Annotated in this window: 17 protein-coding genes and 1 other annotated feature; of the genes, 15 read left to right on the top strand and 2 right to left on the bottom strand. The window is 40.5% G+C overall.

Annotated features, from left to right (window positions below; genetic code table 11):
* Positions 1-7: 7 nt before the first annotated feature.
* The 4 genes from mreC (at position 8) to minD (ending at position 3016) form a co-directional block, all read left to right on the top strand.
* Positions 8-913: a rod shape-determining protein MreC gene (gene mreC / locus ABC361_RS13450; protein ID WP_413074434.1), complete on the top strand. Its 906-nt coding sequence runs from the start codon at positions 8-10 to the stop codon at positions 911-913.
* On the top strand, positions 910-1434 hold the full coding sequence (gene mreD / locus ABC361_RS13445) for a rod shape-determining protein MreD (RefSeq protein WP_413074433.1): 525 nt from the start codon (positions 910-912) through the stop codon (positions 1432-1434). The genes mreC and mreD overlap by 4 nt, the downstream gene beginning before the upstream one ends.
* A gap of 65 nt (positions 1435-1499) precedes the next feature.
* A complete protein-coding gene (gene minC / locus ABC361_RS13440) occupies positions 1500-2186 on the top strand; it encodes a septum site-determining protein MinC (protein WP_413074432.1) in 687 nt (228 codons plus the stop codon).
* A gap of 32 nt (positions 2187-2218) precedes the next feature.
* The gene (gene minD, locus ABC361_RS13435) at positions 2219-3016 is read left to right on the top strand and encodes a septum site-determining protein MinD (protein WP_413074431.1); all 798 of its coding nucleotides are present in this window, start codon (positions 2219-2221) and stop codon (positions 3014-3016) included.
* Between the two features lie 66 nt (positions 3017-3082).
* On the opposite strand, the gene ABC361_RS13430 is transcribed toward minD, so the two are convergent.
* Positions 3083-3538 carry a cyclic pyranopterin monophosphate synthase MoaC gene (locus ABC361_RS13430; RefSeq protein ID WP_413074430.1) on the bottom strand — a complete coding sequence of 152 codons (456 nt, stop codon included), beginning with the start codon at positions 3536-3538 and terminating at the stop codon, positions 3083-3085.
* A 156-nt stretch (positions 3539-3694) separates the two neighbouring features.
* Here ABC361_RS13430 and ABC361_RS13425 point away from each other — a divergent pair, with 156 nt between their 5' ends.
* The gene (locus tag ABC361_RS13425; protein WP_413074429.1) at positions 3695-4228 is read left to right on the top strand and encodes a biotin transporter BioY; all 534 of its coding nucleotides are present in this window, start codon (positions 3695-3697) and stop codon (positions 4226-4228) included.
* A 66-nt stretch (positions 4229-4294) separates the two neighbouring features.
* Here ABC361_RS13425 and ABC361_RS13420 read toward each other — a convergent pair whose 3' ends face one another.
* The gene (locus ABC361_RS13420) at positions 4295-5212 is read right to left on the bottom strand and encodes an aldo/keto reductase (protein WP_413074428.1); all 918 of its coding nucleotides are present in this window, start codon (positions 5210-5212) and stop codon (positions 4295-4297) included.
* Positions 5213-5333: 121 nt separating this feature from the next.
* Here ABC361_RS13420 and ABC361_RS13415 point away from each other — a divergent pair, with 121 nt between their 5' ends.
* From ABC361_RS13415 to ABC361_RS13370, 10 genes are all read left to right on the top strand, one after another.
* Positions 5334-6056, top strand: coding sequence for a peptidoglycan DD-metalloendopeptidase family protein (locus tag ABC361_RS13415; RefSeq protein ID WP_413074427.1), 723 nt, complete (start codon positions 5334-5336; stop codon positions 6054-6056).
* Positions 6049-6894: a M50 family metallopeptidase gene (locus tag ABC361_RS13410; protein ID WP_413074426.1), complete on the top strand. Its 846-nt coding sequence runs from the start codon at positions 6049-6051 to the stop codon at positions 6892-6894. The genes ABC361_RS13415 and ABC361_RS13410 overlap by 8 nt, the downstream gene beginning before the upstream one ends.
* 61 nt (positions 6895-6955) lie before the next feature.
* Positions 6956-8443 carry an Rne/Rng family ribonuclease gene (locus tag ABC361_RS13405; protein ID WP_413074425.1) on the top strand — a complete coding sequence of 496 codons (1488 nt, stop codon included), beginning with the start codon at positions 6956-6958 and terminating at the stop codon, positions 8441-8443.
* A gap of 55 nt (positions 8444-8498) precedes the next feature.
* Positions 8499-8572, top strand: a sequence feature (ribosomal protein L21 leader region).
* A gap of 12 nt (positions 8573-8584) precedes the next feature.
* The gene (gene rplU, locus ABC361_RS13400; RefSeq protein WP_054706797.1) at positions 8585-8893 is read left to right on the top strand and encodes a 50S ribosomal protein L21; all 309 of its coding nucleotides are present in this window, start codon (positions 8585-8587) and stop codon (positions 8891-8893) included.
* A gap of 5 nt (positions 8894-8898) precedes the next feature.
* Positions 8899-9240, top strand: coding sequence for a ribosomal-processing cysteine protease Prp (locus ABC361_RS13395; protein ID WP_099301374.1), 342 nt, complete (start codon positions 8899-8901; stop codon positions 9238-9240).
* A 4-nt stretch (positions 9241-9244) separates the two neighbouring features.
* On the top strand, positions 9245-9523 hold the full coding sequence (rpmA, locus tag ABC361_RS13390) for a 50S ribosomal protein L27 (RefSeq protein ID WP_099301373.1): 279 nt from the start codon (positions 9245-9247) through the stop codon (positions 9521-9523).
* Between the two features lie 207 nt (positions 9524-9730).
* Positions 9731-10018: an AbrB/MazE/SpoVT family DNA-binding domain-containing protein gene (locus ABC361_RS13385; protein ID WP_413074424.1), complete on the top strand. Its 288-nt coding sequence runs from the start codon at positions 9731-9733 to the stop codon at positions 10016-10018.
* 57 nt (positions 10019-10075) lie between these two features.
* Positions 10076-11227 (top strand): amidohydrolase, encoded by a 1152-nt coding sequence (locus tag ABC361_RS13380; RefSeq protein ID WP_413074423.1) that lies wholly within the window; start codon positions 10076-10078, stop codon positions 11225-11227.
* Between the two features lie 26 nt (positions 11228-11253).
* On the top strand, positions 11254-11388 hold the full coding sequence (locus tag ABC361_RS13375; RefSeq protein ID WP_413074422.1) for a hypothetical protein: 135 nt from the start codon (positions 11254-11256) through the stop codon (positions 11386-11388).
* A 2-nt stretch (positions 11389-11390) separates the two neighbouring features.
* The gene (locus tag ABC361_RS13370) at positions 11391-12017 is read left to right on the top strand and encodes a uracil-DNA glycosylase (RefSeq protein ID WP_413074421.1); all 627 of its coding nucleotides are present in this window, start codon (positions 11391-11393) and stop codon (positions 12015-12017) included.

The raw sequence follows: 12017 nt of genomic DNA, 5'->3' as shown, positions 1-12017 counted from the left end.
ATAGGGAATGCGATCTTTTTTCTCTAACAAAAAGCTTATTGTCCTATTAGTAAGTATTATTATTTTAATGGCGCTAATCGGCTTTACAATGAGAGATGACCGAAATTTATCCCAACCTGAGCAAATTATGCGCGATGCTGTTGGTTGGGTTCAGAACCTTGTATCGGCTCCTGCGCATTTTTTCGGGGGGATCTATGAAAATGTAAGTGAAATCATCCACGTGTATGATGAGAATCGTTTACTACGTACAAGGCTAGAGGAATATGCACAATTATCGGTTCAGAAAGATTTACTTGATGAGGAAAATGAACGGTTAAGAGGAATGTTGGAAATCGACGAGACGTTAAGTGACTACTCGCGGATTTCTGCTGTTGTCATTAATCGTTCTCCAGACGCGTGGGAACAGTATATTGGTATTAACCGCGGTGAAACAGATGAAGTAACAAACGATATGGCTGTGATTGATTCGCAAGGTGGACTTGTTGGGAAAGTCAACGATTCAAGCAAATTTACTTCATATGTACAATTATTAAGTGATAATGACCCAACGAATCTCGTGTCTGCACAAGTATTGGTTGAAGAAGACGATCAAGATCCAGCAATGGGCTTTATCGAAGGCTATGATGTAGCAGAAGACCGACTAATTATGAGAAAAGTGGACATTGATGTGGAGATTTCAGAAGGGGAGACCGTCACAACTTCCGGATTAGGAGATGTGTACCCGTCAGGATTGTTAATCGGGGAAGTGGTTGAAGTAGAAGTAGATGAATTTGGCCTTTCACAAAACATTTACATTGAACCAACTGCTGATTTCTCAACGCTTGACTACGTGTTTGTGGTACAAAGACACTTGCCAAGTATGGACGCAGGTATTGAAGAGTTAGAAGAGGACGAAGAAGGTGACGGAGAATGAGTCGAACGTACTTTTCGATCGTCCTTGTTTCTCTATTCGTCATAGAAGGTTCTCTTCTTCCATATATGCTCGCAAATTACACAGAAGCGACACAATACGTTGTTCCACGGTTAGTATTAATGACGATCGTTTTAGTAGGCTTATACTCTGGAAAGCAAGTCGCTTTAATATATGGACTTGCTTTTGGCTTACTTTACGATGTAGTCTATACAAATTACTTAGGCATTTATATGTTTGGTTTTGCTTGTCTAGGCTATCTAGCGGCAGTTCCTTTAAAAGCAGTGAAAGAATCAGCGCTATGGGCTGTTCTGCTATGTGTGGCATCTGTTTTTCTATTTGAGTATTTTCAGTATGGTTTATTTTATATTCTAAGCGTAACGTCGATGACCGGTGGGGATTTCTTTTTGAATCGACTAATTCCGACCCTCGTCTTAAATAGTGCATTTGCAATCTTGCTTGTACTACCGTTTAGAAAATTAGCGAACTATGTCAATGAGCAAGCGAGCTTTCGTAACCGTTAAAGCAGGAATTATGTCTTGAACGTGGAATCTATTGTTACAATGGGAGTTAGTAGAGGTGAATGTGAATGTCACAAGTGAAATCACTAGTAACAATTAAAGGAACAAAGGATGGGCTTATTTTCTTATTTGATGATCGTTGTTCATTTGAACAGTTAATTGACGATTTACGTGAGAAACTGTCCTCTGATTATTATAAGAGTGAGAAAGACGATCCAATTGTCTATGTGCAAATTGATTTAGGGAACCGGTTTTTGACAGAAGCCGATCGCGAGATAATCGAATCCATTATTACTTCTAATAGTCACTTACGCGTACATCATTATCATTCAAACGTTATGACAGTTGAAAAAGCGAAAGAGATGCAAGAAGAAGTGCAAACTGCGACACTTACGAGAATGATTCGATCAGGCCAAATCGTCAAAATGAAAGGGAACGTTTTGCTAATCGGTGATGTCAATCCTGGAGGCTGCTTAATGGCTACTGGTAATATTTATATTATCGGTGAATTGAAGGGAAAAGCACATGCAGGGTATGAAGGGAAGACAAGCGCGTTCATTTGTGCAAGCTATATGTCGCCAACAAGCCTACATATTCATGAACAAATGATTCACTTTGCAGATGAAGTCGTTGAAGATACAAGCATGCAAGCAGCTTACATTGAAGACGATAGTGGTGAAATTGCACTAACAAAAGTTCAACGATTATTTGATGTTGAGATTAGAGGTTTAAAAGAAGCAGAAGCTGTTTCTTAATTTGGATCGTACGAGAGAAAGGGGATATGAGCGTGGGCGATGCAATTGTAATTACGAGTGGTAAGGGCGGTGTAGGAAAGACAACTACATCTGCAAACATTGGAACTGCGCTTGCTCTAGAAGGAAAAAAAGTTTGTTTAATTGATGCGGATATCGGCTTACGAAATCTTGATGTTGTAATGGGTTTAGAGAATCGAATCATTTTTGACTTAGTTGACGTTGTTGAAGGAAATTGTGAATTGCACCAAGCGCTTATTAAAGATAAACGCTTTGATGGCAACTTATATTTATTACCAGCAGCGCAAACGAAAGATAAAACCGATATCTTGCCTGAACAAATGAAACGTCTTGTAGATGAATTGAAACAAGAATATGATTTTGTTATTATCGATTGTCCAGCAGGAATTGAACATGGTTTCCGGAATGCAGTAGCAGGTGCGGATAAAGCAATTGTTGTCACAACACCAGAAGTTTCCTCCGTCAGAGATGCGGATCGAATCATTGGACTTCTTGAGCAAGAAAAGATTGAACGACCGAGGTTAGTTATCAACCGTATTCGAACCCATTTGGTTAAGAATGGTGAGATGCTTGATGTTGATGAGATTACAAAAATCTTAGCGATTGATTTAATTGGTATCGTGGTAGATGATGACCAAGTGATTAAACATTCAAATAAAGGGGAGCCAATCGCGCTTCACTCGACAAGCAAGGCGTCTATAGCTTATCGCAATATTGCACGAAGAATTTTAGGCGAAACGATTCCTCTTATGTCACTTGAAGAATCTACAACGATGTTTACGAAATTAAAACGATTGTTTGGTGTACGATAAGTTCAGAAAAAAGCAGCCGCTGAGGAGAAACCTCAGCGGCTGCTTTTTTACAAAAAAAAGAGCGCTTTACGCTCTTTGGTTTCCTTTTCGAGAAAGGTAAGTTGGACCTAGGACGATGGATTGGGAGTCCTGTTGACAAAGATCATAAACAGCCAAAGCCGAAATTGAAGCCGCGGTCATTGCCTCTGTGTGAACCGGTAAAGCATGTTTTGCCTTTACTTCTACTTCAATAATGAGTTCCCAGCTGCCTGAATGTACTTCCCAATGAAATGAAATATCTATGTACGTTAACGCTTTTGGGTGATTATTAGGAAGAAGCGTTGATGTATGTTTAGCGGCCATGATGCCAGCAAATCGCGCGTTTTCTAAAACTTGTTTATGTTTCAGATCGCCGTGCTGTAATTTTTCGTAAAGCTCTTTATCGATCTGAACGCTTGATTTTGCAAATGCATGTTGTTTTGCTGAAGTCATTGAAGAAATATCCATAAAGCCACTATGATCTACTTCGTGCCTTCGCCTCATCCTACCCCTCTTTTCTCGACGTATCTGTACGTATTATGATAATCGACTTAACCTGCTGGCGTCAAGGTAAGCCCTCATTGTTAACCTTTTTAAAATTGAGTTGACAATAAAACATCAATTCGATAATCTAAAAGAAAAAGAATGAGGAAGATTACGATGGGGATTAAAGATTTAACGAAAATTTCTATGATGACAGCTGTCCTTGCTGTCTTAGGGGTTATACCACCTATCCCGCTACCTATTTCTCCGGTACCGATTACGATTCAGTCAGTCGCCCCAATGATGATTGGTGGGGTACTAGGTGGAAAGCGTGGCGGTCTATCCGTGCTGCTCTTTATTTTTCTTGTTGCTTGCTCGCTTCCGCTACTCGCTGGTGGAAGAGGGGGAATTGGGATTCTTTTTGGCCCGACGGGTGGATACATATTTGGATGGGCCGTTGTGGCGTGGGGGGTTGGCTTCTGTGTAACAAGGCTGAAACATAAGTCGTTTATTAAGGTATTTAGTATAAACCTTTTGTTTGGGTTAGGCGTTTTGTACGTGTGCGGGGCAAGCTACCTTGCTGCTACATCGGGAATGGGCTTGGGAGAAGCGCTTTGGTTAAATGTCTTTTACATTCCTGGAGATGTGTTGAAAGCGCTATTGGCAACCGTTATCACACTACGGGTGTTGAGAGCAATGCCGACTATATAAGGAATCCACATAAATAAAAACTTCCTCTGACTAGTATCAATGAGGAAGTTTTTTTCTTGAACATTATTAAACTCGGTGTTGAGAATAACTATCTTGTTTGGCTATCCGCGCAAGATTATCGACTTCTTTTTCTGTTAATGATTCATTTTTAACAGCTTGAACGTTTTGGCGAATTTGTTCAATGCTGCTTGCACCTGAAATAACACTTGCAACAGGTTTATGGGATAAACAATAGTTGAAAGCGAGTCCGTTCATGGAATGTGCGCTTGCGTAGTTTTGCATAAGGATATCTTTTAACTGAGCAAGTTCTTTAGTAGAGTACGATAAATAGCCATCTTTTGCAGCATCTACCGACTTCAATGTTCGATCACTCAAGATTCCTTTTGCAAGTGAACCTCGCGTAATGACGCTTATACCGTTTTCTTGCAAATAGGAGAAGTACTCTTCCGGACGGCGATCTAATAGACTGTACTGCATCATCACAGAAACAATCGAAGAACGTTCAACATATTCTTTTATGACATTCGGTCGAATAGACGAAATGCCATATTCACGAATAGATCCTTCTTTCTTTAATTCCTCGAAAGCGGCGATGGTTTCGTCGATTGGGTCATCAATCGTGCCACCGTGTAGTTGATAGAGATCAATATAATCAAGGTTTAAGCGAGCCAAGCTTTCTTTTACAGCTTGTTTAATATGTGCTTTTGAAGGATCCCACTCCCAGCCATCTTTTCCTTTTTCAAATCGATTGCCTGCTTTTGTGCCAATGATGAGCTGGTCTCTTTTTCCTTGTATTGCTTGACCAATAATGCTTTCATTCTCTCCAAAGTCATACAAATCCGCTGTATCAATGTAGTTCACGCCTAAGTCAATTGCTTCATCTACAATGGCTGTTGCTTTTTTCCAATCTGTCCCCAGCGACATGCCGCCTAACCCTAATTCACTAATAAATAGAGAGGATTTCCCTAATTGATTTTTTTTCATACGATCACTCCTTATTGAGGAACTATTCCCCAATTATTTTAGTATTAATCTGAATAGATGAACAGGACAAGTCATAAGATGGAATGTATAGATTTGAGATATGTAATGGGGAGGGTTCTAAGTGGATCGAAGAAAACAAATTGAAAAACAGATTGCTTCCAAACAAAAACAAAAAGAATTTGCTCCAAACACTTCTACAGTATCGCGCCCTAATTTTAACAAGGTCGATGAACAAAGACCAGGTTCAACTCGTTTCCATAAGGTCCTGCTACAGCTTGTGATTGCTGGTTGTTTATTTTTTGCCGTAGGGATTGTGTATGACTCCAACCATCGAAATTTAGAAAGTGTACAGGCGGTAGTAGATCATACCTTTGAAGAACACTTTCAGTTTGCGGCCGTATCTTCTTATTTTGAAAGCGTGTTTGGCTCTCCTTTAGCGCTACTCCCTGATCAAAGAATACAAGAAGGCTCGGATGATGTGGTGAATTATGCCTTGCCTGCTTCAGGAACAATTAAAGAAAGTTTTTCTAAAGACAGAAAAGGTATTTTACTTGAAACAGGTCTAGGAGAAGACGTTAAAGCTGTCAAAGGTGGTCACGTCATTGAACTTTACGAGGGAGAGGATTCCTCAGGGCAGGTCGTAGAACTTCAGCATCAAGATGGGACCGTTTCAGTCTATGGGATGCTCGATGATGTTAATGTGCGACCGTACGACATTCTCTCAAAAGGAGCGGTTATTGGCTCCGTTGTTGAAGCGGATGAAGAGCAAGCAGGTATGTTTTACTTTGGTTTAAAACAGGATGGCGATTACATTGATCCGAGCACAGTGATCAACTTTGATTAATCTCTTAAAAAAAGTCCACATTCATCCGATTTTTTGGCTCATTATTGCAATGGGTGTCATAACTGGACGTTTTAAAGAAGTCGTGATGCTTCTTTTTATTGTGCTTGTTCATGAAATGGGCCATGTCTGGATGGCGCATCGCTTTGGGTGGAAAATTCTAAAAATAGAATTATTACCTTTTGGTGGTGCTGCTGTATTAGAACCAAGAGGCATTCGACCTGCTCGGGAAGAATGCTTCATTGTTCTTTGGGGACCAGTACAACATATTTGGATGATTGCCATGTCCTATGGTTTATATCATTTTACTGATATTTGGCTTTATCAAGACCATCAACTTTTTGTTAGTCATAATATCGCGATCTTACTCTTTAATTTAATCCCTATTCATCCGTTAGATGGCGGGAGGCTGATTCAACTGGCTTTTTACAAATGGTTTCCATACAAACAAGCCATAAAGCTATCTTTAGTAACATCATGTATGTTTTTGTTTAGTGGATTTCTTTTTGTCGCTTTTTATGCCATGCAGCTTAATCTCATCATGATTTTCTCTTTTCTACTTCTTACACTCGTATTAGAGTTTAAACAAAGAGAGTATCGATTTATCCGCTTTTTAATGGCGAAAAAAGATGATGACACTTCCAATCATCCAGTTCCTATCTTTGTAGAGAAGCAGGCGACGATCAAAACCGTCGTTGAAAAAATTAAAAAAAATGCATTACATACAGTCGTCATAAAAGATGGAATCAATCAAACTACCTTTTCACTGCAAGCTTTATTAGATGTCTACTTTCGTGAAGGTGGTCACGTTCCTGTGCATACCATTCCGAAAAGCGAATGACCAGTGTTGTCCTTTTTTTTATCATCCTTTAAACTAAACAGGAGTGAAAAAGGAGCAACGAATGGATATGACGAAAACGATTTTAATGAAACAAACAGCTTTAAAAAGAGAAGCAGTGTTGGTTGATCAAGAGAAGGCTGTGGAATGGTCTATTGAAAGTGAATTCATCCCTCATCTTATCGGCTCTGTTTATAAAGCAAAAGTAGAGAAAGTCATGCCGAATATGCAGGCAGCATTTATTGATATTGGAAGCGATAAAAATGGCTTTTTACATCGAGACGAGCTTTATGCTTTTCAAAAAGATCAACGTGAGGGAAAAGACGTGCTGTCTATTGCTCAATACTTGAAAGCAGGGACAGAATTAATCGTTCAAGTAACAAAAGAAAGTGACGGGACAAAAGGTCCCAGACTAACCGAAATCATTTCATTACCTGGCCATGGAATCGTGTACTTACCGGCAGGTCAAGAAGTGTCAATATCAAAAAAAATTGACGATGAAAGCAAAAGACAAGAATTGAAAGAGAAAATGTCGCCATTGCTACAAGAAGATGAAGGCATGATCATCCGCACGCAAGGAAATGGTGCCTCTATTGAAGAAATCAGCGAAGAGTTAAGGTTTTTACGTGCTTTGTGGCAGAAGACACAAACGCATCAAGATCAAATTCCGTACCGACTGTATCAAGGATCATCCCTAATAGAACAGTTGGTGAAACGTCAATCGAAAGAAGAGCTCCATGAGTGGGTTGTTGATCATTATGATGATTTTAAGCTCGTCCAGCAGTTGCTTCCTGCCTCGTTAAAAGATCGAGTCCGTTTAGTACCAGGTAACGAAGATGTTTTTTCGACAGTTCAGAAGCAGCTGGACAAAGCTTTAAGGCGTCATGTGTGGCTCAAAAATGGCGGCTATTTAATATTTGATGAGACCGAGGCTTTAACCGTCGTTGATATCAACTCTGGCAAGTATAAGAAAAAAAAGGATAAGTTCGCAATGGCTATTGAAGTGAACGAGGAAGCGGCGATTGAGATTTGCCGTCAGTTACGGCTGCGCAATTATAGTGGGATGGTTTTAATCGATTTTATTGAAATGGAAAACGAACGCGCGCAAAAGAAAATCGTCACACTGGTAGAGAAAGAGCTTGAACAGGATCTGGTGAAAACGAGTGTTAAAGGATTTACAAAGCTTGGCATGCTTGAATTAACGAGAAAAAAAACAGCGCGACCGATAGCGGAAGTGTTGCAAGAGCCATGCCCAACCTGTCATGGGAGCGGGCGCGTTCTCACGGATTTTGGTCATGCGTTTCAATTGGAAAATGAATTAGTCGGCTACCGTGGTGAAGCGTGTATCATTATTGGTGCCCATTCGTCTATTAGGGAGCTTTTTTATGAAAACGATGAAGCTGTGTTAAAACGGTTAGAGGCATGGATGGATGCACGTATTTATTTCGTCGAAAATAATTCGTTAAGCAGCAGGAAACCATATGAAGTTATTTTCCAGGGTGATTACGACTCTGCAAAGCAACGACTTAAAAGCCTTGCGATCAGTGATTGACAGTGAATCAAAACTTATGCTATGATGATGTGTGTTAGTGATTTGGTAGCACCCAATGAACTTACAACCGCGCGGATTAGGTGTTAAACGGACGTGTTCCTGCCTAAAATGGCGAGTCTTATGTTATGAGGAGGTGCAGAGATGTACGCAATTATCGAAACTGGTGGGAAACAAATCAAAGTGGTAGAAGGTCAAGAGATCTATGTTGAGAAACTAGATGCTGAGGCTGGAGCAGAGGTAAGCTTTGATAAAGTTCTATTTGTAGGTGGCGACTCAGCTAAGGTCGGCGCTCCATTTGTAGACGGTGCATCTGTTACAGGCACGGTTGAAAAACACGGTCGTAACAAGAAAATTATCGTATACAAAATGAAAGCGAAGAAAAACTATCGTCGTAAGCAAGGCCATCGTCAACCTTATACAAAAGTTGTTATTGGCAAAATTAACGGGTAAGACCGATGATACGTATTCAATTTAACCATGATCAAGAAGAGAACATTACCATGTTTACAATGAGTGGCCATGCCGAAGCAGGACCGCATGGACAAGATATTGTTTGTGCAGGTGCTTCAGCCGTTTCAATTGGAGCGATTAATGCTGTTCATGCGTTGTGTGGAGTGGATCTTGTTGTTGATTTGGCTGGTTCAGAAGGTGGTTATCTGCACTGTGAAGTTCCAGAAAATCTGGATACCAAAACATATGATGATGTTCAATTGCTTTTGAAAGGGATGGAGCTATCCCTTCAATCAATGGAAGAATCATATCGCTCATTTATGAGTATTGAAACCGACAGGAGGTGACGATATGTTAAGAATGGACCTTCAATTTTTCGCTTCGAAAAAGGGAGTAGGTAGTACGAAAAACGGTCGTGATTCTCGTTCAAAACGCCTTGGTGCTAAACGTGCTGATGGTCAAGCTGTAACGGGAGGATCAATCCTTGTTCGTCAAAGAGGTACACGTGTTTACCCTGGAACCAATGTTGGTAAAGGTGGCGACGACACACTATTCGCGAAAGTGGACGGTGTTGTTAAATACGAGCGCGTTGGCCGTGACCGTAAACAAGTAAGTGTATATCCAGCATAAAACCTTGCATTCGCAAGGTTTTTTTTGTCGAAAATCATTATCTGAAAAATGATCAAAAAGTACTACATAAGCTAGCAGCTTTTGGAATTCAGGTGCGACTTAACACTAATTTTGTCGAAATACACTATAAAAAAAGGAAAAGATGAAGTAAACTAGAATGGTTAATAAAAAGGTAAAATTAGGAATTGTTAAGGAGGACTCGTTGAAGTGAAATCAACAGGTATTGTAAGAAAACTAGATCAGCTCGGACGAATTGTTATTCCAAAAGAATTAAGGAGCATGTTGAATATAGAAATTAAAACACCGCTTGCGATTTTAATCGATGGCGATCAGATTGTATTAGAAAAGTATCAGCCATACAGCGCATGTTTGATTACTGGGGAAAGTTCAGACGAGAACCTAATGCTTGCAAATGGCAGTATTTGTTTGAGCAAAGAAGGTGCTGAGCACTTGATTAAAGAATTGCAAGATCGGATGGACTCCAATCACCGTTAGCCAAAAAGAAGGCAGCGGTTTTTTTGTGTCGAAATTATTCAATAGGGGGAATGAATAATGGAAAAAACACTCATTGTAAATGGGAAGGTATGGACAGGGACCCAAGAAGAAGTTGTACTGTTCGACATTCTTGTAGAAGGAACAAAAATTGTAAAAGTAGAAAAAGAAATTGATCGACAAGCTGATTGGATAGTCATTGATGCGAAAGGGGGATGGGTGACGCCTGGGGTAATTGACGTCCATACGCATCTAGGGGTCTTTGCACAAGATGTAGGGAAAGCTGGTCATGATTTCAATGAAACCACAAAACCGTGTACACCAGAAGTTCGGGCGCTAGATGGCATTCACCCAGAAGATAGTGGATTTGCTGATGCGAGAAGAGCAGGAATTACGACTGTGCAAGTGTTGCCTGGCAGTGCGAACGTCATTGGAGGGGAGACATGTGTCATTAAAACAGTCGGAAATACGGTGGAAGACATGATTGTGCAATCTCCATCAGCTATGAAGGGGGCACTCGGTGAAAATCCCAAAAATATCCACGGCCCAAAAGGGAAAATGCCCCTTACAAGAATGGGCGTTGCAGCTGTACTTCGCCAAGAATTGATGAAGGCTCAAGATTATGGAAAACAAAAAGAGCAAGGAACGCTTACGACGAGGGATTTAGGAATGGAACAGTTGCTACCTGTTGTGAATGGCGAGTTACCAATGCGAATCCATGCCCATCGAGCGGATGATATTGCTACAGCCATTCGCATTGCAAAAGAATTTAACATAAACATGACCATTGAGCATGTAACAGAAGGACATCTAATTGTAGATGAACTACGTGCGAGTGGGTTTCGTTTTACAATTGGACCAACATTTTCGGCCCGGTCAAAACAGGAATTAGCGAATAAAAGCTGGGAAACTGTGAAACGATTTGCCGATACCGGTAGCCCTTTTACAATTACGACAGATCATCCCGTTATTCCAATTGAGCATCTAATTACAACAGCATCTCATGCCTTGAAATATGGTGTAAGCGAGAACACGATGCTAAAAGCATTAACCGTTTATGCGGCAGAGCATTTACAAATAGAAGATCGATTAGGTACGCTGGAGGAAGGGAAAGATGCAGATATGGTCATATGGAGCGAGCATCCCCTTGCGATAACTTCAGTCGTCCAACAAACGATTATAAATGGTGAGACGGTCTATACTAAGCAGTAAAGAACTAAGTATGGAAGTAGGTTTGAATGGTGAATCGTGATCAAAATCGGATTAATGCGCTCTATCAGTCGATTTGGTGTGCGGCTAGTGACGGTGAACGGAAACGCTTTATTACAAAATTAGCTTTGCTACAGGCGCAAGTAAAAACTAGAAGAGGATAACGATGTATAAAGAAGAGACGATAAAAGAAGCGAAGCGACGAATGCAACCATTTGCTTGTGAAGGGTTCTTAGAAGGAGCGGGAAATGAGCAAGCTGACGTTTTATTTTTAGGAGAAGCGCCAGGAAGAACGGAAATCGTTACAGGAAAACCTTTTTCAGGTCAATCAGCAGAGAGCTTCCAAACCTACCTTCATTCTATTCACCTAACGCGGGAAGAGATCTTTGTTACGAGTGTTATTCGAAGTAGACCGTATAAAACAGACCTCAAAAGTCAGCAAAAGCCGGTTGAAGAGAGAGGAAATCGAACGCCGATCAAAAAAGAGATAGACGCCCATGCGATCCTTTTAGATGAAACAATTGAACACATTAAACCTAAAGTCATTGTGACGCTAGGTAGAATTGCCCTCGAACGAATTGTTGGTTCGTCATTTAAAGTCAACGAACAGCATGGAAAGCCTTTTTGTAGTAAAATTTTACGTTATTCAGAAGAAGGCGCCTACGAGCGGAGCAATAATTGGTTTATGATCTTTCCCACTTACCATCCGTCTTCTGTATTTTATCGGCAGCATTTAAAAGAAACGATTGCAGCAGATATGCAAGGTCTTAAGCAACTACTAACCGTTTATTAA

It is taken from the genome of Shouchella phoenicis (assembly GCF_047238345.1).
Lineage (GTDB): Bacteria > Bacillota > Bacilli > Bacillales > Bacillaceae_D > Shouchella.
This window is presented reverse-complemented; position numbering and strand designations above follow the sequence as displayed.

Coding starts and splice junctions, on each gene's coding strand:
- mreC (WP_413074434.1), top strand. CDS start 8: ATGCGATCTTTTTTCTCTAACAAAAAGCTTATTGTCCTATTAGTAAGT.
- mreD (WP_413074433.1), top strand. CDS start 910: ATGAGTCGAACGTACTTTTCGATCGTCCTTGTTTCTCTATTCGTCATA.
- minC (WP_413074432.1), top strand. CDS start 1,500: ATGTCACAAGTGAAATCACTAGTAACAATTAAAGGAACAAAGGATGGG.
- ABC361_RS13430 (WP_413074430.1), bottom strand. CDS start 3,538: ATGAGGCGAAGGCACGAAGTAGATCATAGTGGCTTTATGGATATTTCT.
- ABC361_RS13425 (WP_413074429.1), top strand. CDS start 3,695: ATGGGGATTAAAGATTTAACGAAAATTTCTATGATGACAGCTGTCCTT.
- ABC361_RS13420 (WP_413074428.1), bottom strand. CDS start 5,212: ATGAAAAAAAATCAATTAGGGAAATCCTCTCTATTTATTAGTGAATTA.
- ABC361_RS13405 (WP_413074425.1), top strand. CDS start 6,956: ATGGATATGACGAAAACGATTTTAATGAAACAAACAGCTTTAAAAAGA.
- rplU (WP_054706797.1), top strand. CDS start 8,585: ATGTACGCAATTATCGAAACTGGTGGGAAACAAATCAAAGTGGTAGAA.
- ABC361_RS13395 (WP_099301374.1), top strand. CDS start 8,899: ATGATACGTATTCAATTTAACCATGATCAAGAAGAGAACATTACCATG.
- rpmA (WP_099301373.1), top strand. CDS start 9,245: ATGTTAAGAATGGACCTTCAATTTTTCGCTTCGAAAAAGGGAGTAGGT.
- ABC361_RS13380 (WP_413074423.1), top strand. CDS start 10,076: ATGGAAAAAACACTCATTGTAAATGGGAAGGTATGGACAGGGACCCAA.
- ABC361_RS13375 (WP_413074422.1), top strand. CDS start 11,254: ATGGTGAATCGTGATCAAAATCGGATTAATGCGCTCTATCAGTCGATT.
- ABC361_RS13370 (WP_413074421.1), top strand. CDS start 11,391: ATGTATAAAGAAGAGACGATAAAAGAAGCGAAGCGACGAATGCAACCA.